Here is a 19054-nt window from a genome sequence, read left to right on the forward strand (position 1 = left end):
CAGATGTGGCGCGAGCTGCTCCCCATCGGCCGGCACCCCGACTCGCACGGCTACCGCCGGTTCGCCTGGACGGGGGCCGACAGCGAGTGCCGGGCCTGGTTCAAGGAGCAGGCCGAAGCCCGCGGACTGACCTACGAGGTCGACCGGAACGGCAACCAGTGGGCCTGGCTCGGCGACCCCGCCCAGGGGGACGCCGTCGTCACCGGATCGCACCTCGACTCCGTACCCGACGGGGGCGCCTTCGACGGCCCCCTCGGGGTCGTGTCCTCCTTCGCCGCGCTCGACGAACTCCGGTCCCGGCGGGCCGAGTTCACCAAACCCCTCGCCCTCGTCAACTTCGGTGACGAGGAGGGCGCCCGGTTCGGGCTCGCCTGCGTCGGGTCCCGGCTCACCGCCGGACAGCTCACCGCCGAACAGGCGCACCTGCTGACCGACGGGGAGGGCGTCACCCTCCCGCGGGCCATGGAAGCCGCCGGGTACGACCCCGACGGCATCGGAGCCGACCCGGAACGGCTCGCCCGTATCGGCGCTTTCGTCGAACTGCACGTCGAGCAGGGCCGGGCGCTGGACCTCTCCGGCGACCGGGTCGGCATCGCCAGTGCCATCTGGCCGCACGGCCGCTGGCGGTTCGACTTCCGCGGCGAGGCCAACCACGCCGGCACCACCCGTCTCACGGACCGGCGCGACCCCATGCTGTCGTACGCCGAGACCGTGCTCGCCGCCCGCCGGGAGGCCGAACTCGCCGGTGCCGTCGCCACCTTCGGCAAGATCTCCGTCGAGCCGAACGGCGTCAACGCCATCCCCTCCCTGGTGCGCGGCTGGCTAGACTCCCGCGCCGCCGACCAGGAGAGCCTCGACCAGGTGGTCGGCGGGATCGAGAAGGCGGCCCGGGAGTACGCGCAGGAGCACGGCGTCGCCCTCGACGTGGTCCGGGAGTCCTTCACCCCCGTCGTCGAGTTCGACCACGCCCTGCGCGACGAACTCGCCCGCATCCTGGGAACCGACACCGAGCTCAAGGTGCCCGTCCTGGGAACCGGCGCCGGACACGACGCCGGGATCCTCTCCGGGAACATCCCGACCGCCATGCTGTTCGTGCGCAACCCCACCGGCGTCTCGCACTCCCCGGCGGAGTTCGCCGCCGAGGACGACTGCGTGGCCGGGGTCCTCGCGCTCGCCGACGTACTGGAAGGGCTGGCCTGCAGGTGACAGCGAAGACCTACTGGCTGGAGCACGCCTGGCTCGGCACCCACGTCGAGCCGGGCGTGGCCATGGACGTACGGGACGGCCGCGTCACCGCCGTCCGCACCGGCACCGACACCCCGCCGCCCGGCGCCGAGATCCTGCTCGGACTGACCCTGCCCGGGCTGGCGAACACCCACTCGCACGCCTTCCACCGGGCCCTGCGCGGCACCGTCCAGGTCGGCTCCGGAACCTTCTGGACCTGGCGCGAGGTCATGTACTCGGTCGCCGACAGGCTGACCCCCGAGACGTACCACGCGCTCGCCCGAGCCGTGTACGCGGAGATGGCGCTGGCGGGCGTGACGGCGGTCGGTGAGTTCCACTACCTGCACCACGCCCCCGGCGGCACCCCCTACGCCGACCCCAACGCGATGGGCGAGGCCCTGATCGAGGCCGCCGCCGACGCCGGCATCCGCATCACCCTCCTCGACACCGCCTACCTTTCCTCCGGCTTCGGGCAACCCCCCACCACCCACCAGCTCCGCTTCTCCGACGGGACGGTCGAGGAGTGGGCTGCACGCTGTTCAGTTCTCAAGGACCGGGATCACGCGAGGATCGGTGCGGCGATCCACTCCGTACGGGCCGTGCCCGCCGACCAGTTGGCGACCGTGGCGCACTGGGCCGAGGAGCGGCGGGCCCCGCTCCACGTCCACCTGTCCGAGCAGACCGCCGAGAACGACGCGTGCCGCGAGGCCCACGGGTGCACGCCGGCCGAACTGCTCGCCGAGCACGGTGTCCTCGGGCCGCGCACCACCGGCGTCCACAACACCCACCTCACCGACGGGGACATCGCCCTGATCGGCGGCAGCGGCACCGGGACCTGCATGTGCCCGACGACCGAGCGGGACCTCGCCGACGGCATCGGACCCGCCGTGGCCCTCCAGAAGGCGGGTTCACCGCTCTCCCTCGGCTCCGACAGCCACGCCGTCATCGACCTGTTCGAAGAGGCACGCGCGATGGAGCTGAACGAGCGCCTGCGCACCCGCACCCGGGGGCACTGGACGGCGGCGGCCCTCCTGCGGGCGGCCTCCGCCGACGGCCACGCGGCCCTCGGCTGGGACGGCGCCGGCACTCTGGAGCCGGGCGCACTCGCCGACTTCACCACCATCGCCCTCGACTCGGTCAGGACGGCAGGGCCGCCTCCGCGGCTCGGGGCCGAGACGGCCGTATTCGCCGCGTCGGCAGCAGACGTGTCGCACACGGTCGTGGGAGGTCGGCACGTCGTGCGCGACGGGGTACACGCGCTGGTGCCGGACGTGCCGAAAGCGCTCGCGGACGCCGTCGCCGCACTGCACCGATGACCCCGGGCAGCCCGCTCCCACGGCCCGCCCCCGAACCCGCCCCCACCGCCGAACAGGCCACCGAGGACGCCATGAGCAACGCGACGACCGTCAGCCCCGCCCACTCCGCGAGCACCGCGAGCACGCTCATCACCAACATCGCCGCTCTGGTCACCAACGACCCCTCCCTGGGTGACGGTTCTCCCCTCGGACTGATCCAGGACGCGGCCGTCGCCATCGAGGGCGACCGCGTCGTGTGGACCGGTGATCAAAGCAAAGCACCCGCCACTGACAATCGGGTCGACGCGGCTGGAAGGGCGGTCCTCCCCGGCTTCGTCGACTCGCACAGCCACCTCGTCTTCGCGGGCGACCGCACCCAGGAGTTCAACGCCCGCATGTCGGGGCGGGCCTACAGCGCGGGCGGCATCCGTACGACGGTCGCCGCGACGCGGGCCGCGAGCGACGAGGAACTCGAACGCAACCTCACCCGCTACCTCGCCGAGGCCCTCCGCCAGGGCACGACCACCCTCGAGACCAAGTCCGGCTACGGCCTGACCGTCGAGGACGAGGCGAGGGCGCTGCGCATCGCCGCGGCCCACACCGACGAGGTCACCTACCTCGGCGCCCACATCGTCCCGCCCGACCACGCCGACGACCCGGCGGCCTACGTCTCCCTCGTCACCGGCGAGATGCTCGACGCCTGCGCCCCGTACGCCCGTTGGATCGACGTCTTCTGCGAGAAGGGCGCCTTCGACGGCGACCAGGCCCGCGCGATCCTCACGGCGGGCAGGGCGAAGGGGCTGCACCCCCGCATCCACGCCAACCAGCTCTCCTACGGCCCCGGCGTACAGCTGGCCGTCGAACTGGACGCTGCCAGCGCCGACCACTGCACCCACCTCACCGCCGAGGACGTCGACGCCCTGGCGAACAGCCGTACGGTCGCCACGCTCCTGCCCGGCGCGGAGTTCTCCACGCGCGCCGAGTGGCCGGACGCCCGCCGCCTCTTGGACGCCGGCGTCACCGTCGCCCTGTCCACGGACTGCAACCCGGGCTCCTCCTTCACCTCCTCGGTCCCCTTCTGCGTGGCCCTCGCGGTGCGCGACATGGGGATGACCCCGGACGAGGCGGTCTGGTCGGCCACGGCGGGCGGGGCGGCGGCGCTACGACGCGACGACGTGGGTAGCCTCACCCCGGGCGCCCGCGCCGACCTGCTCCTCCTGAACGCTCCTAGCCATGTGCACCTGGCCTACCGGCCGGGGGTGCCGTTGGTGAGCCAGGTCTGGCGGGCCGGGGAACGAGTCGCCTGACGGCGATCGGGTCACGGCCGGTACGCGAGCAGCGTTTTCCGGAGCTTCACCCCCAGCTCGTTCTTCACCTGGGCGAACCTGCGCCCGTCCAGGATTGCCGTCACCTCGATGAGCCGTCCCGACAGGTGCAGATCGGCGACGCAGAGCTGGAAGAACCGTTCCGCATCCTCCTTCTGCCGGCGGGAGTACTCGATCCGTGGCTCGATCAGAGCCATGAAGAGGTAGGCCAGATCTTCCGGGGAGAGCACGTCGGTCGCCGTGCGGACGAAAGCGAGACTTTGTGACTCATCCGTCTCGGCGAGGGCGAGGTCACCCCAGGGCGGAATCACGCGCCAGCCGTCCACAAGTCGTTTGCTGATAACAGCGAGTGTGCGACAGCACCGGTGGGCCAGCTCGGTGTTCCCACGCGCGACCATGCGGGGCACGAGTGCGATCAGCATGCCGCCGGTGAGCGGCAGAGGCCTGCCCGTGGCGCGCAGCAGGGTATCGTCGTCCGGGTCGAGCAGGTCGAAGAACTCTGCCGCGACGTCCGCCGAACGCGCTCCATTGAGGAGTTTTTGCGGAACCTCGTCCCGCAGGAAGTCGGGTCGGCCCTGCGCCGGCCCCGCCTGCTCCCAGGCCCTGTGCAAGGTGACGAGGTCTGAGGGTGACATCACGGCGCAGGCCCCGTCGATGACGCATCCGAGGGTCGACGGTGCGCCCCTGCGCCGCCGAGGGTCCCGCCGTTCCCTGACACTCATGAGCGCGTTGCCGAACTCGGCGACCACCTCCACGGACCGGGTATGGGCCACCTCCTCGGCCAGCCGGTTGCGCCGGGCGGAGTCGCCGCGTTCGTCGAGCCAGGTGACCAGCTCGACCAGCTCCTCGACCGACCGCCCCTGCGCGGCCTCCGTCAACTCCCGCCCGGCTTCTTGGGACTTGCCGGTCTCCCACAGCACATTCAGCCGTTCTTTCAGCACGGGCAGGGGAAGCGCCCCCGGCGTATCGCTCCCGCGCGCGGCCAGTTCCTCCTCCATTTCCCTGACTCGACGTTCAAGGTCCTCGCACCGGCGTTCCGCGTGGCCGCGCAGCGCGGTGGCCTCCGCCAGATCAGCCCGCAACCGGGTCACCTCTTCGGCGAGGCTCGAGCGCTCGCCGTCGGCCTCCCGCCGCATCCGCAGTGCGACCTCGTCCCGCCAGTCCTGCTGGATCTGGGCCAGCTCGCCCCGCACCGCGCGGAACTCCGCTTCCCGCCGTTCCAGCAGGAGGTGCAACGCTTCCTGCTGCCGTGCGAGCCGGTCGACCTCGCGGTGTGACCGCCCCATCTCCGCCCGCAGTACTTCCAGTTCGTAGACGGCGGCGTCGGTCTCCCGCACAGCGGCTAGCCGCAACTGATCGAGTCTCTTGCGTGCCTCGGGCTTTATCGGGATGGCCCGCCGGCGTTCGACCTCGCGGACGAGTCGGTCGATGAAGTCCTGCGACGCCACCTTTTTGCCGCGGAGGAAGCGGGAGACCGTCGATTTGTCTTGGTGGACGCGCAGCGCGTACGCGCTCTGCGACATCTCCAACGTGTTGAACAGCTCGGTCAACGCGTTGCCGAGCGCCACGACCTCGGCGACGTCACCCCGCTCGACCTCACTCGAAGTGCGAGGTGAGGGCAGTGTCGTGGACACGTTGGGCCTCCCTGAGGTGTTGTTCCGGAAGTGGCAACTGTTGCCGGTGTCGCAACCTAGCGCCCGCCACCGACAGTCGAGTTCCCCGAGCCGGCTCCGGCCGTCGACGAAAGGAACCGCGTCACCATGGCATTCCCCTGGAGGACCCTCACGGCGGGCGCGCGCTGGATCCAGCGCGTCCTCATCGTGCTTCTCGCGCTGTTGCCTCTGCTCGTCGTGACGCTCGCCTATGTCCCGGCACTCGTGCTGCTGCCCTTCGTCCCGAGTGGGGCGGCACGGGTCCATGGCATGGTGCGCCAGCTCAGCTACTGGAGCCGCACGACCCTGCTCGCCAGCCGGTGACGGCAAGCGTCTTCGCGGTATTCAAGTGTATTCTCTTTGGATGGCCGACACCACGATCAAGATCAGCGAACCGATAAGGGACCGTCTCCGCACGCTGGCTGAAGAGCGGGGCATGAGTACGCGCGCGTACGTCGAACGCGTGGTCGCCGCCACGCCCACCGAGGTCGAGCGGGCCGAGCGGACGGCTCGGGCGGTGGCCTATGTGCGCGCCCACCTGCGCGAGGACTTCACCGAGGACGATGTGCGGGAGGCGCAGAACTGGCGTGCGGCGATCGCCTCCGGCCAAGTGGGGAGTCGTAGGTGATCATTCTGGATCACACTGCGGTTCTCGCCCTCTGCCGAGGCCACCGGCTCCTCTCCGGCCTGGCCGCCGTGGAGGTCGACGATCCTGCCCAGCGCGCGCACGTGCCTGCCCTGTGCCTCGTCGCGGCGAGCCTGGAGCGTCCCGGAGTGGCGGCTCATGTCGGAGCCCTCCCCGGTCTGGAGTTCCTCCCGCTCGACTTTGCGGGTGCCGCCGCCGTCGAGCAGGTGGTGGCCGCCGGGTTGGACTGGCCGTTCGGCCATGCGGTCTACGCCGCGGCCTCCGACAATGTCGAGGGGCAGATCCTGACCGCGATGCCCGAGGCCTACGACGGTACGGGGACGTGGGTGGTGGACATCGGCAAGCCGTGACGGTCCGTTCTGTCGAGCCCTTCAGCTTGCTCCCGCCCGCCACCGCTGCTCCGCGCCCCCGGTCAGCGGCTCCAGCGTGACGTCGTACCCGCCTCCCGGTGTCATTCCCGTGGCGATGGCGATCGCCGGGCGGATCACCCCGTCGGGGTCGACCGTGAAGCGCAGGTTGTCGCCGTTGCGGCCCTCGACCGAGTCGCAGGACCAGATGCCGAGGCCCTTGTCGACGTCGCCGCGGCTGTCGAGGCAGAAGTCCGGGTCGGTGGCGGACTGGAGGACACCGCGGCCGGTGTCGACACGCCAGCGCTGGGAGGCGGCCGAGGTGCAGGGGGCCGTGACGACGTCCGTGCCCTCGGCGAAGTCGCCGGAGACGTCCAGGCAGCGGGCCGTGGAGACGTTGACGACCTGTGCGGAGGACCCGCCCGGCGGGCGGAAGGGGGGAGCCGTCTTCTTGGGCGGTGCCGGACTCCTCGTCGGGGAGGCCGAGGGCGACCTGCTCGTGGCGGACGCGGAGGGGGAGGGGGAGGGCGAGACCGTCGCGGTCACCGTCACCCGCGGTGGGCCGGGCAGCGCCCCGCCCACTGAGGCCGGGGCCGAGGTCGGGGCCGACGCGCCCGTCTGAGGGGCGTCCTCCCGGGACACCAGGAGCAGCAGCAGCGGCACCACGGCCACCCCCAGCGCGGCCGAGGCGAGGACCATTCGACGCGGTCGCGGCCACGTGCCGGACGCCGTACCGGACCCCGCCCGGGGCCGTGCCTCCGGCTCGGCCGCGCTCCGCCTCGCGTAGGCCGTCCCGCCCCACGGCAGCAGTCCCTCCGCCAGTGCCGCGCGCGGAGTGTCCCGCAGGGCGCACAGTTCCTCGTGGGCGGCCGCGCAGTGCGGGCAGCGGGCCATGTGGGCGTGCAGATCGGTGCTGGCGCGGGGGCTGTCCGGTCGTACGGACTCCTCGATGAGACGGCGGAAGTCCGCGCAGTGGGGGTCGTCCGAGGCGGCGAGGCGGAAGGTCAGACACGCCCGGGCCAGGGCTTGCAGGGCCCCTTCCGTGCCGTGGACCACGTCCTCGCGGGTGAGGCCGAGGTGGCCGGCGGTGCGGGACTCCGGCTCGCCCTCGACCAGGCCGTACCAGACGAGGCCCTGGGTGCGGGCCGGCAGGGACGTGAAGGCGGCGAGCATGGGTGGCACCGGGCCGCCGGGCCCCGCCGTGTTCAGGAGCAGCAGGACGCTCGGGTCCAGGCCCGCCGCCCGGTCGTCCCCGGCCCACGCCGCCGCCGATCGGGCCGTCAGCAGCAGGAGCCGGTGACGCCACGGGACACCCGGGTCGACCCCGCGGGCCGTCTCCCGGGCGGCGAGGGTGAAGGTCTGCGCGGCCAGCTGCCGGGCCGCGGACTCACCGGCCGTGCAGAGGCGGGCATAGGCCAGCACCGCGGGCCGGTGGCGGGCGCGGAGCTCCAGCAGGGCCGTGTACGCCGTGGCGGTGTCGGCGCGCAGCAGCTCCGTGAGCCGGGCGTCGGACGCCCCGTCGGGGCGAGTCATGCGCACCCTCCTCCTGACGTACCGGCCAGTCTGTGAGGGTCCATAGTGAGGGAAGCGAACCCTTGGGGAAAGGGTTTCGCCGGGTAATCAGGAGGGGCCGGGGACGCACGGTGCCCGGTGTCCCACAGGACACCGGGCACACGCGCAGGTCAGTGGCGCCAACCCGTCACTCCTCGACGGTCAGGCCCTTCCGCAGCTGCACGAGAGTCCGCGACAGCAGCCGCGAGACGTGCATCTGGGAGATTCCGAGCTCGTCGCCGATCTCCGACTGGGTCATGCCCGCGACGAAGCGCAGCGAGAGGATCTGACGGTCCCGGGAGGGCAGTTCGGCGATCAGCGGCTTCAGGGACTCGACGTACTCGATGCCCTCGAGCCCATGGTCCTCGTAACCGATCCGGTCGGCCAGCGCGCCCTCGGAGTCGTCCTCCTCGGGCTGGGCGTCCAGCGAGGCGGCGGTGTACGCGTTGGACGCCGCCATGCCTTCGACGACCTCCTCCTTCGACAGCCCGAGGCGTTCGGCGAGCTCGGCCACGGTGGGGGCGCGGTCGAGCTTCTGGGCCAGTTCGTCGCCGGCCTTGGCCAGGTCGAGCCGGAGCTCCTGGAGGCGGCGCGGCACCCGCACCGACCAGGACGTGTCGCGGAAGAAGCGCTTGATCTCACCCACGATGGTTGGCATCGCGAAGGTGGGGAACTCCACACCCCGGCTGAGTTCGAAGCGGTCGATCGCCTTGATCAGGCCGATGGTGCCGACCTGGATGATGTCCTCCATCGGCTCACTGCGGGAGCGGAAGCGGGAGGCGGCGAACTTGACGAGGGCGAGGTTCAGTTCGACGAGCGTGTTGCGGACGTACGAATACTCGTGCGTGCCCTCCTCCAGCGACTCCAGCCGCGCGAAGAGGGTCTTGGAGAGCGCTCGCGCGTCCACAGCTCCCACCTCTTCGAAGGGCGGGATCTCCGGAAGCCCGGCGAGCACATCGCCTTCGCTGTCCTGCTCGATGGGATTCAGATGTTCCGGGGGGGATGTCGACGTCGCCTGAGGGGTATGCGAGGCGTCGAGCCGGGGTGACATGATGTCCTCCATCGTTCTCGGCATAAGGCTGCCGAAGCCAGTTCGTGCACTGCGGTGTGCGGCGCCTCCAAAGCCGGCCGTGTCGAGTACGTGTCTCTACTAGCCCTACCCGGTTTCCCGACACGACCGCAAGTGTGTTCTGTGCGGTTATGTCCGTTTGTGGGTGATTGTTCGGGTGTCGGAGGGTGTGGAGAAGGCGTAGTGTTCGAGGGCGTCATCAGCAGCCACGACGTCGGGAGAGAGAGACGGCATGGACCGCGGGACGGTCGGCAGCGCACAGTCTGGCCGGCTTCTGGTTGAGGTGCGGCAAGAGGGCTCCAGCGCCGTCGTGACTCCAGCAGGTGAGTTGGATCACCACACGGCCGATTTGTTGCGTGAGCCACTCGAGGAGTGCCTGGCCAAGGGAAAGAGCCGACTGGTCGTCGACTGCACACGGCTGGAGTTCTGTGACTCCACCGGACTGAATGTGCTGCTGGGGGCACGGCTGAAGGCCGAGGCGGCGGGGGGTGGCGTCCACCTTGCGGGCATGCTGCCCGTCGTGGCACGGGTCTTCGAGATCACGGGGGCCGACGCGGTCTTCAGCGTGCACGACACGCTGGAGGAGGCCCTGGCCGGCGAGTCCGGCGACTGAGGCGGCGGTTCGGGTGGCGGCCCCCGTGGCCCCGTTCGAGTCCCGTTCGTCTCCTCCGGCCGGTGGCCACCGGGTGTCACACCCCTCGAAGTGGACATACGTCCCGAATGGAGGGGTGTTCTACCGGTCCGCTCGGGCAGGAGACATCCGTACTGACTGTTCGGTGAGCGACCATGCAGTGACGTTGTGAATCGTGAACCGGTGAATCGGTGAGGTGAAGCGCTGATGAGCACCACCCGGCCCTACTCGCCGGGCGACCGTGACCCGGAGCCCGGCGTGGAGCCTGGCGGCGATGCCGAGGTGCCGACGGGACGGCAGGTCCGTCGGCTGAGCTTCGCGGGGGAGAGCGGGGTCGTCCCGCTCGCGCGCGACTTCACCCGGCAGGCGTTGCAGGCGTGGGGGTGGTTGCCGGCGGCGTCCGCGGACCGACGGGCCGTGACGGAGGACGTGCTCCTCGTCGTCTCCGAGCTGGTGACGAACGCGTGTCTCCACGCGGAGGGCCCCGACCAGATGCGGATCTCCAGTGACAACAAGGTGATCCGGGTCGAGGTCTCGGACCGCGGGACCGGACAGCCGGCGCCGCGCACCCCGCACCGGGCGGGGCGGCCCGGCGGGCACGGCATGTTCATCGTGCAGCGGCTCTGCCTGGACTGGGGTGTCGTCAGAGCTCCCGGAGTGGCCGGCAAGACCGTGTGGGCGGAGCTCGGCGCACCCGCCTAGCCTCCGTCCGTCCGGCGCTCCTCCCGCGTGTGTCCCGGGGTGTCCCCACAGTTCCGACACTTACCTTTCTCTTCCTTCCTCCGGTGCCCCGGCGTACCTTGACGGCCGATCTGATGTGCCGTCAGGAACGAGTAAGGGGAGCGGAACCGTGTCGTACCCGAAACGAACCGCCGCGCTCGCGTCCGTCGCGGCTCTGGCCGGCTCGGCGGTGCTCATGGCCGCCCCCGCTGCCCGCGCCGAGGTCGTGAACGTCAACTACCAGTGCAAGACGCCCATCGGTGACAAGAGCGCCGTCTCGCCCATCGACATCAAGGGCGTCCCGAGCGGCGGCGGCTACAAGATCACCATGTCCTGGCAGAAGGGCGTCTCCTCCAGCCCGGTCGACCTCGGCAAGGGTGCGATGAACCCGAGCGCCACCATCGAGCTGGGCGGCGCGGACAGCGGGACGATGAGCGTGACCGGCCCCGCCAACCAGGCGACCGTCCCCGCCAACACCCCCATCAAGATCAACGACCTGACCGGGACGTACACCCCGAAGAAGAACGGCAAGGTCACCTTCACCGCGGGCGTGCTCACCATCAAGGCGCTCGGTACGACGACCACCTGCACGCCGACCAACAGCCCCGGCGCCTCGCTGACCCTCGACGTCACCGCCGCCTCGGGCTCCTCGGGCGGCGGCACCCGCAGCGACAGCGGCAGTGACTCCGACAATGACTCCGGAGCCGCCCTCCCGCAGACCGGCCCCGAGGACTCGGCGATCGCCCTCGGCACCCTAGGCGGCACGGTGCTGCTCGCGGGCGCGGCGGGCGCGCTGTGGCTGACCCGGCGAGGCCAGGCGGCCCGCGTACGCCGCTGAGCGACCCGGTTCGCTCTCGTACGACCGCTGGAGCCGCCCATGCCGCCGTTGCCGCCCGTGCCGTCTATGACGCCCGTGCCGTCCATGCCGGCCACGATGCCCTTGCCGTCCATGACGTTCTCGCCGCCTGTGCCGTCCACCGCCCGTTTTCCACCCCCGCCGATCCATCCGGAGGCCGCCCCGCCGGCTCGTGTCGCGACGGGGGTCCGGCCCGCCCCGACGGTTCGGTGGCGGGCGGCGGGCGGTCTCGGGTACGGCGTCCAGGGGGTCGTACGGCGTCGTACGGGCGCCCGGCGTCGTACGGGCCAAGCCTGGTCCGAATCGCCGTGTACGGAAGCCGAGTTGACGGGAGCGACGACGTGAGTCCGAGCGGCAAGGTGCGATGGGCGGCGCTGGTGGCGGTGCTCGCGCTGCTGCTAGCGCCCCTGGCGGGGACGGCGGCCGCGGCGGACGGGCCGAGCGTGAGGCTGTCCAAGTCCCAGGCGGGGACCGGTGGTTCGATCACCGTGAGCGGCAGCGGCTGGCGTGCGCGGGCGCTGCTGATGATCCTGGTCTGCGGACAGGCGGTGCCCTCGCGCGGGGTGCCGGGCGGGACCAACTCCTGTGCCAACGCGGACGGCCGGGCCGTCACCACGGACGCCGAGGGGCGCTTCAGCAAGCGACTGCCCGTCGCCGAGCCGCCGGTGCCGTGCCCCTGTGTGGTGCACGTGGCCACGGTGACCGGGGCGAAGGCCGAGGCCGACGCGATCTTCCAGGTGGCCGGGCACGCCGTGGAGCCGCTGCCCGCCCGGACGGACGGCGGACGTTTGTCCGTCCTCACCGACACCCGGCTCGACGGCTCCGGAGGCCTGCTGACCTGGTTCGGGGCGCCCCCCGCCCGCACCCTCGTCCTCACCGTCGGAAACGTCGGCACCTCCGCCGTGAAGAACCCCGTCTTCCAAGTCGGCACCGCACACGGCGTGTTCGCCCCGCAGTGGGAGGAACAGCAGTGGCGCGGCACGATCGAGCCCGGCGGGAAGGCGCGGATCGAACTGCCCGTGGAGCTCACCGGCGGCGCGCACGGCGCGTACACGGTGTCCCTGAAGTACGGCGGCAAGGTGCTGGCCGAGCAGCCCTGGGGCGTGGGCCGGCCCTGGGGCGTGACCCTGTTCTGGGTCCTGGTCTGCCTGGTCGTGCCGGCCGCCCTGTTCCGCATCGGCATGGCGGTGGTGGACCGGGTACGTCCACGGCCCGCCGGAGGCGTCCGGCACCGCGGCCTGCGGCTGCCCGAACTCGCCCTGCGCCTGCCGGGGTTCAAGCCCTCCACGGCCGCGCACGCGGCCCCTCCGACGTCCACTCTGCCGTGGTTCACCCCGGACGCCGATCCGGGCGCGGCCGGTGGCCGGCTCTCCGCACCGCACGACGACAGCCCGACGAGTCCCACGACTCCCACCAGAGAGGGTTCCACGTGAGCATGCGAAGGAGAGTCACACCGGCCGGCGGGCCCGGCAGAGCGGCCGCGGCCGGGGCGGCGCTGGTGCTGGCCGGGGCGGGCGTGGTGCTGGGCCTCGCGGCCGGGCCCGCCCAGGCCGCGGAGGTGTCGTTCGCGACCCGGTGCGTGCCGCCCGCCGGCGTCGGGCTCGACCCCGTCGACGGCACCACCAAGGTCGAGATCACCGCGCCGGCCACGGCGAAGGTCGGCGACGAGATCGACGTGGTGTGGAAGTTCACCCAGGCCGCGTCGAAGAACCCCGACATCATCGATCTGCCCGCGAATTCGGTCCAGCCGACGGGCACGCTGAAGGCGGCCGGAGCGCAGAGCGCCGACATCGCGATGACGGGCCCGCGCGAGAACCCCGCCATCCCCAAGGGCGGCGCCATGGTGCTCTCCGACATGACGGGCACGCTGAAACTCACGGCGGCCGGCCGGCTCACGCTGACACCGGGCCCGTACACGGTGAACGCGATGGGCACGAACACGGTGTGCACGCCGACGGGGACGGTGCCGGAGGCGGGGACGATCGACGTGGCGCAGGGGGACGGCACGTCGACACCGACGCCGACCCCGGACCCCACGGACAGTGCCACCCCGGACCCGACCGGGACGGCGAGTTCGACGCCGAGCCCGACCAAGTCCTCGGACGGCGGCCAGACGGACTTCACCGGCAAGGCGGTCGCCATCCCCTACACCTGCCAGTCACCCCTCGGCGAGAAGAAGGCGACCTCCGAGATCCAGATCAACGCCAAGAAGGACGGCGGCAGTTACGGAATCACCGTGCAGTTCAAGAACTCGCCCATGGACAGCCCCGCCGACATCCCCGCGGACTCGGTGAAGCCCTCCATGGAGGTCACCCTGGGCGGCGCCGACACCGGCTCGGTCCATGTCGAGGGGCCCACCAACCCCACTCCCATCAAGTCCGGCGACCCGATCGCGATCCCCGACATGACGGGCACGTACAAGCCCGGGGCGACGGGGGAGTCGACGCTGTCGCCGGGTGTCCTGACGATCAAGGCCCTGGGTACGACGACCACCTGCAAGCCGGACAGGACGGAGGCCTCCCTCACCCTCACCACGGAGGAACAGGAGGGCGGCGCCTCGGGCGGCACGTCGACCTCCGGCGGTTCTTCGTCGGGCGGGTCGACCAGCGGCGGCCTGGCGGCGACGGGCGCCGACGACCACGCGGCCCTGAAGGCACTGGGCCTGGTGGCGGGAACGGCGGTGCTCTTGGGGGCGGCCGTGTTCACGTTCATGCCCGGGAGAAGGGCACGCTGACCCACTCAGGGGCGCGGGGAACCGCGCACGGCACGTGAAACGACGGGGCCGCCGGAACCCCCTGGATTCCAACGGCCCCGTCGGCCCAGACCCGCGTCAGCGCACGTCCCCCATGAGGGACTTCACCTTGCGCCGGTACATCCACACCGCGAACCCGGCGAGAACCGCCAGCGCCGCCTCCCCGAACACCGCGGCGGTGCCGCTGAGATCGACCCCGGCGATCGCCGGGTTGGACAGCAGGCTGGTGATCGAGTCGCCCGCGGTGACCGCGAGGAACCACACGCCCATCATCTGCGAGGCGTACTTCGCGGGAGCCATCTTCGTCGTCACCGACAGGCCCACCGGGGACAGGCACAGCTCACCCACGGTCTGGATGAAGTAGATGCCGACCAGCCACATCGGGCTGACCGCGGTGCCGTTGGCCGCCATCGCGATCGGAATCAGGAAGAAGAAGAACGAGACGCCGACCAGGACCAGGCCCATCGCGAACTTCACGATGGTGCTGGGCTCCTTGCCCTTGCGGTTCAGCCACACCCACAGCCAGGCGAAGACCGGGGCCAGCGCCATGATGAACAGCGGGTTCAGCGACTGGTACCAGGAGGTCGGGAAGTCGAAGCCGAGCAGCGAGTCGGCCGTCTTCTGGTCGTTGGAGCCGAACGCCTGGACCGTGGACGCGCCCTGGTCGTAGATCATCCAGAACACGGCGGCCGCGACGAAGAACCAGATGTAGCCGGACATCTTCGACTGCTCGCCGGCCGTCAGCTCCTTGTCCCGCTTGATGCGCAGCAGCACACCCGCCGGGACGACCAGGCCGATGACGGTGAGCGGGATCATCGCCCAGTTCAGGGTGAAGTGGCCGGTGAAGCCGACGACGCCGTAGAAGACGGTCGCGGCGATCACCCAGAACAGGCCCTTGCGCAGCCAGGCCGCGCGCTCCTCGGCCGCCAGCGGCTTGGGCACGAGGTTGCTCTGCGGGCTCAGGTTGCGGGTGCCGAGCAGGAAGGCGGCCAGGCCGATCGCCATGCCGACCGCGGCCATGCCGAAGCCGAGGTGCCAGTTGACCTCCTGGCCGACAGTGCCGATGGCCAGCGGGGCGAAGAAGGCACCGGCGTTGATGCCCATGTAGAAGATCGTGAAGCCGCCGTCGCGGCGCGGGTCGTCCGGGCCGTCGTAGAGGTGGCCGACCATCGTGGAGATGTTGGCCTTGAGCAGGCCGGAACCGGCCGCGACGAGCGCGAGACCGGCGAAGAACGGCGCCTGGCCGCCGGGCAGCGCCAGGGTGAGGTGGCCGGCCATGATCGTGACGGCGGCGATGGCCACCGTTTTACGGGGCCCCCAGACGCGGTCGCCGAGCCAGCCGCCGGGCATGGCGAGCAGATAGACCATCGCCGAGTAGACGGAGACGATCACGGTGGTGGTCGCCAGGTCCATCGCGAGGCCGCCGCCCATGCTGCCCTTGCCGGCGTCGGGGCCGCCGGAGAGCAGATAGACGGTGAGCAGGGCCTTCATCCCGTAGTAGGAGAACCTCTCCCACATCTCGGTCATGAAGAGTGTGGCCAGTCCGCGGGGGTGGCCGAAGAAGGCTTTGTCGGAACCGGGGGTGCCCGGAGTCACCGAGTCCTTCGTCAGGCTGGACGCCATGGTCGTTCCTTGCTGGTGGGGATTACCGCACACAAAAGAGACCTTCAGCGACTTATACGCGCCAAAGGTCCCCACGATGCGACAGGCATTGATTCACCATACGACAGGATACTGACGGAAATGAAAGGACTTGAGATGTGAATCACAGGTGGTCGAGGAACCCTACACCTGGTTTCTAAGGTCCTTACAGGATTGGCACCCCATAGTCACAGGTTCACACCAGACTCATGAAAGGTAAGAACGACTGGGTTTGGATCACACCCCAGCATCTGTCAAGAGCGGTCTACCATCAGCTCATGACCCGTGTACTGCTCGCCGAGGACGATGCGTCCATTTCGGAGCCGCTGGCCCGCGCCCTGCGCCGGGAAGGGTACGAGGTCGAGGTGCGTGAGGACGGTCCCACCGCACTCGACGCCGGAATGCAGGGCGGCATCGACCTGGTCGTCCTCGACCTGGGTCTGCCCGGCATGGACGGCCTCGAGGTGGCCCGCCGACTGCGCGCCGAGGGCCACGCCGTACCGATCCTCATCCTTACCGCCCGCGCCGACGAGGTGGACACCGTCGTCGGTCTCGACGCGGGCGCCGACGACTACGTCACCAAGCCCTTCCGGCTCGCCGAGCTGCTCGCCCGGGTCCGGGCCCTGCTGCGGCGCGGTGCGGCCGAGCCCGCGCAGCCGCCGGCCACCCACGGGGTGCGGATCGACGTCGAGTCGCACCGGGCGTGGATGGGTGACGAGGAACTCCAGCTCACCGCCAAGGAGTTCGACCTGCTGCGGGTCCTGGTGCGGGACGCGGGCCGCGTGGTGACCCGCGACCAGCTCATGCGTGAGGTATGGGACACGACGTGGTGGTCGTCGACCAAGACGCTCGACATGCACATCTCCTGGCTGCGCAAGAAGCTCGGCGACGACGCGGCCAACCCGCGGTACATCGCGACGGTACGAGGCGTGGGCTTCCGCTTCGAGAAGAGCTGAACCCCGGGTATCCGCCGGGGTATCCGCCTAGCAGGTAAGAGGACATGCGCCGTCGACTGATCCAGTCCACGCTCGCCGTAGTGCTCGTGGTGATCGCCGTCTTCGGCGTCTCCCTCGTCATCGTCGAGACCCGCACCATCAGCAACAGTGCCCAGGAGCGGGTCGACTCCGAGGCGATCCGGCTGGCCGGGATCGTGGACAGCCGGCTCTTCGCCGCGGAGGACGTCACCGCGGAGATCCTGCGCGACCAGGTCGCGCAGGAACGGTACGCCGTGATCCGGATCCCCGGTGAGGACCCGATCGAGGTCGGCGCCAAGCCCTCCGGTGAGGTCATCAGCTCCACCGAGCGGGGCGAGGAGGGCGAGACGGTCACCGTGCAGGAGCCGCGCTCCTCGGTGACCCGCGAGGTCGGCCGTACGCTCCTGATCATCGGCCTGGTGGCGCTGCTCGCGGTGATCGCCGCGGTGCTGCTGGCGATCCGCCAGGCCAACAAGCTGGCGTCGCCGCTGACCGACCTCGCCGAGACCGCGGAACGTCTCGGCTCCGGGGATCCGCGGCCACGGCACAAGCGCTACGGCGTCCCCGAGCTGGACCGGGTCGCCGACGTCCTGGACTCCTCCGCCGAGCGCATCGCCCGCATGCTGACGGCGGAACGGCGCCTGGCCGCCGACGCCTCCCACCAGCTCCGGACGCCGCTCACCGCCCTCTCCATGCGGCTGGAGGAGATCACCCTCACCGACGACCCGGACACGGTCAAGGAGGAGGCGAACGTCGCGCTGACCCAGGTGGAGCGGCTGACGGACGTGGTCGAACGGCTCCTGACGAACTCCCGGGACCCCCGCGCCGGCAACGCGGTCACCTTCGACCTCGACGAGGTCATCCAGCAGCAGCTCGCGGAGTGGCGGCCCGCGTACCGCAGTGCGGGCCGGGCGATCGTCAGCTCGGGCAAGCGGCACCTCACGGCGGTCGGCACCCCGGGCGCGGTGGCCCAGGTCCTGGCCGCGCTGATCGAGAACTCCCTCATGCACGGCGGCGGCACCGTCGCGCTGCGCACCCGCGTCACCGGCAACCAGGCCGTCATCGAGGTCACCGACGAGGGCCCCGGCGTCCCCGCCGACCTCGGCGCCCGCATCTTCGAGCGCACGATCAGCGGCCGCAACTCAACGGGCATCGGCCTCGCCGTCGCCCGGGATCTGGCGGAGGCCGACGGCGGCCGTCTGGAGATGCTCCAGGCCCAGCCCCCGGTCTTCGGCCTGTTCCTCTCCCGCACCCCGCTGAAGTCTGCGGTGCCGGACGACGACGAGCCGACGGTGCGGTGAGCTGCGCGGGCTGAACCGTGGTCGGGCGGGGTCGGGCAGGCAGATCCGGTGGTCCGTGTCGGGGCACGCGCGCCCGGGGCCTGGCGGGGGTTGCGGGTGGGTGTCTGGGGGATGCTGCGGGCCGGTGAGCTGCGCGGGCTGAACCGTGGTCGGGCGGGGTCGGGCAGGCAGATCTGGTGGTCCGGGTCGGGCACGCGCGCCCGGGGCCTGGCGGGGGCCGAGGGTTGGTGTCAGGGGGATGCTGCGGGCGCCCACCGGGTCTTCCTGCACCCCGCTGAAGTCGAGGGTGCCGGACGACGATGAGCCGACGAGCCGACGGTGCGGTGAGCTGCGCGTCTTGAGCGGGTGCGGGTGCGGGTTTCCGGGGCGCGGGGGGTGGCTGTTCGGGTGCGGGTCGGTGGGGGCGGGCGTTTTTGCGCCGTTCCCCGCGCCCCTGAGCCGCTCCCGGCGTCCTAGAGGACTCGCTGGCGCGGTCGGAGTTTCCTGGCCGCGCCCTGCTCCGCCTCCTCCAGGAAGGACTCCGCGCTCGCCACGGCCTCGCGGGCCGGGAGGGTCTTGAAGACCCAGCTGCGGTAGGACCAGAAGCGGAAGAGGGTGGCTATGCCGATGCCGACGAACTTGAAGATGTTGCTCTGGAGCGGGCTGTCCCAGCCGAAGCCGTAGGTCGCCGCGTACAGGATGCCGTTCTCGATGACCAGACCGACCACGCTGAACAGCAGGAACAGGGTCAGTTCCTTCGTACGGCCGCTCTTGTCGCGGTCGCGGTACGTGAAGTAACGGAACCCTATGTAGTTGAAGACGATCGACACGACCGTCGCGACGACGCTCGCCCGGACCACCGGAAGGTCGGTGAGATGCCGCACCACGTTGAAGACGACAAGGTTGACGAGGAGCCCCGCTCCGCCCACCGCACCGAATTTGGCGACCTCGCGAACGATCCTTCGCAGCCCTGAGGAACCATGTCCCATGGTTGTACAGTCCCCCAGTCGGGTCGGTCAGTCGAGTGATTCCGTCAACCCAGCCATGCTAACCACCCCCCTTGCCCGTTGCCTGTGGATGAACTCACACAC

General features: G+C 70.9%; 18 protein-coding genes. 13 read left to right on the plus strand and 5 right to left on the minus strand.

All coding sequences use genetic code 11. The features are described from left to right. Positions 1 to 3 precede the first annotated feature (3 nt). Genes ABZ098_RS22225 through hutI form a run of 3 tightly spaced genes read left to right on the plus strand, consistent with a single transcriptional unit; the run spans position 4 to position 3826 of the window. The gene (locus ABZ098_RS22225) at positions 4 to 1206 is read left to right on the plus strand and encodes an allantoate amidohydrolase (protein WP_356593795.1); all 1203 of its coding nucleotides are present in this window, start codon (positions 4 to 6) and stop codon (positions 1204 to 1206) included. After that, positions 1203 to 2540: a formimidoylglutamate deiminase gene (locus tag ABZ098_RS22230; protein ID WP_356593646.1), complete on the plus strand. Its 1338-nt coding sequence runs from the start codon at positions 1203 to 1205 to the stop codon at positions 2538 to 2540. Before ABZ098_RS22225 ends, ABZ098_RS22230 begins: the two co-directional genes overlap by 4 nt. Then, positions 2537 to 3826 (plus strand): imidazolonepropionase, encoded by a 1290-nt coding sequence (hutI, locus tag ABZ098_RS22235; protein ID WP_356593648.1) that lies wholly within the window; start codon positions 2537 to 2539, stop codon positions 3824 to 3826. The genes ABZ098_RS22230 and hutI overlap by 4 nt, the downstream gene beginning before the upstream one ends. An 11-nt stretch (positions 3827 to 3837) precedes the next feature. Here the strand turns inward: hutI and ABZ098_RS22240 are convergent, their stop codons facing one another. Next, the gene (locus ABZ098_RS22240; protein WP_356593650.1) at positions 3838 to 5412 is read right to left on the minus strand and encodes a hypothetical protein; all 1575 of its coding nucleotides are present in this window, start codon (positions 5410 to 5412) and stop codon (positions 3838 to 3840) included. 192 nt (positions 5413 to 5604) lie between these two features. Between ABZ098_RS22240 and ABZ098_RS22245 the strand changes: the two genes are divergently transcribed. The 3 genes from ABZ098_RS22245 to ABZ098_RS22255 are packed head-to-tail and all read left to right on the plus strand — an operon-like array spanning position 5605 to position 6492. Then, entirely contained in the window at positions 5605 to 5820 is a 216-nt protein-coding gene (locus tag ABZ098_RS22245; protein WP_356593652.1) for a hypothetical protein, read from the plus strand. A gap of 40 nt (positions 5821 to 5860) precedes the next feature. After that, on the plus strand, positions 5861 to 6124 hold the full coding sequence (locus tag ABZ098_RS22250) for a hypothetical protein (protein WP_356593654.1): 264 nt from the start codon (positions 5861 to 5863) through the stop codon (positions 6122 to 6124). Beyond that, entirely contained in the window at positions 6121 to 6492 is a 372-nt protein-coding gene (locus tag ABZ098_RS22255) for a hypothetical protein (protein ID WP_356593656.1), read from the plus strand. Before ABZ098_RS22250 ends, ABZ098_RS22255 begins: the two co-directional genes overlap by 4 nt. Positions 6493 to 6513: 21 nt before the next feature. Here ABZ098_RS22255 and ABZ098_RS22260 read toward each other — a convergent pair whose 3' ends face one another. Further along, positions 6514 to 8022 carry an RICIN domain-containing protein gene (locus tag ABZ098_RS22260; protein WP_356593658.1) on the minus strand — a complete coding sequence of 503 codons (1509 nt, stop codon included), beginning with the start codon at positions 8020 to 8022 and terminating at the stop codon, positions 6514 to 6516. Positions 8023 to 8188: 166 nt separating this feature from the next. Then, positions 8189 to 9091: an RNA polymerase sigma factor SigF gene (locus ABZ098_RS22265; protein ID WP_356593660.1), complete on the minus strand. Its 903-nt coding sequence runs from the start codon at positions 9089 to 9091 to the stop codon at positions 8189 to 8191. 250 nt (positions 9092 to 9341) lie between these two features. Here ABZ098_RS22265 and ABZ098_RS22270 point away from each other — a divergent pair, with 250 nt between their 5' ends. The 5 genes from ABZ098_RS22270 to ABZ098_RS22290 all read left to right on the plus strand — a co-directional run bounded on the left by ABZ098_RS22270 (position 9342) and on the right by ABZ098_RS22290 (position 14050). Next, on the plus strand, positions 9342 to 9722 hold the full coding sequence (locus ABZ098_RS22270; protein WP_037711225.1) for an STAS domain-containing protein: 381 nt from the start codon (positions 9342 to 9344) through the stop codon (positions 9720 to 9722). A gap of 225 nt (positions 9723 to 9947) precedes the next feature. After that, positions 9948 to 10442, plus strand: coding sequence for an ATP-binding protein (locus tag ABZ098_RS22275; protein WP_356593662.1), 495 nt, complete (start codon positions 9948 to 9950; stop codon positions 10440 to 10442). Positions 10443 to 10590: 148 nt separating this feature from the next. Next, on the plus strand, positions 10591 to 11298 hold the full coding sequence (locus ABZ098_RS22280; protein WP_356593664.1) for an LPXTG cell wall anchor domain-containing protein: 708 nt from the start codon (positions 10591 to 10593) through the stop codon (positions 11296 to 11298). A 359-nt stretch (positions 11299 to 11657) separates the two neighbouring features. Further along, a complete protein-coding gene (locus ABZ098_RS22285; protein ID WP_356593666.1) occupies positions 11658 to 12749 on the plus strand; it encodes a hypothetical protein in 1092 nt (363 codons plus the stop codon). 2 nt (positions 12750 to 12751) lie between these two features. Beyond that, positions 12752 to 14050, plus strand: a complete 1299-nt coding sequence (locus tag ABZ098_RS22290) for a hypothetical protein (RefSeq protein WP_356593668.1) — start codon at positions 12752 to 12754, stop codon at positions 14048 to 14050. A gap of 96 nt (positions 14051 to 14146) precedes the next feature. On the opposite strand, the gene ABZ098_RS22295 is transcribed toward ABZ098_RS22290, so the two are convergent. Continuing rightward, complete coding sequence (locus ABZ098_RS22295; protein ID WP_356593670.1) at positions 14147 to 15691, minus strand: oligopeptide:H+ symporter; 1545 nt, start codon at positions 15689 to 15691, stop codon at positions 14147 to 14149. 296 nt (positions 15692 to 15987) lie between these two features. On the opposite strand from ABZ098_RS22295, the gene ABZ098_RS22300 reads away from it, so the two are divergent. Continuing rightward, a complete protein-coding gene (locus tag ABZ098_RS22300) occupies positions 15988 to 16665 on the plus strand; it encodes a response regulator transcription factor (protein ID WP_007382513.1) in 678 nt (225 codons plus the stop codon). Positions 16666 to 16709: 44 nt separating this feature from the next. Further along, positions 16710 to 17984 carry an ATP-binding protein gene (locus ABZ098_RS22305; protein WP_356593672.1) on the plus strand — a complete coding sequence of 425 codons (1275 nt, stop codon included), beginning with the start codon at positions 16710 to 16712 and terminating at the stop codon, positions 17982 to 17984. 452 nt (positions 17985 to 18436) lie between these two features. Here ABZ098_RS22305 and ABZ098_RS22310 read toward each other — a convergent pair whose 3' ends face one another. Continuing rightward, the gene (locus ABZ098_RS22310; protein ID WP_329264627.1) at positions 18437 to 18952 is read right to left on the minus strand and encodes a GtrA family protein; all 516 of its coding nucleotides are present in this window, start codon (positions 18950 to 18952) and stop codon (positions 18437 to 18439) included. Positions 18953 to 19054: the final 102 nt, after the last annotated feature.

This window comes from Streptomyces sp. NPDC006335, from assembly GCF_040612795.1.
In the GTDB taxonomy this organism is placed as follows: Bacteria; Actinomycetota; Actinomycetes; order Streptomycetales; family Streptomycetaceae; genus Streptomyces.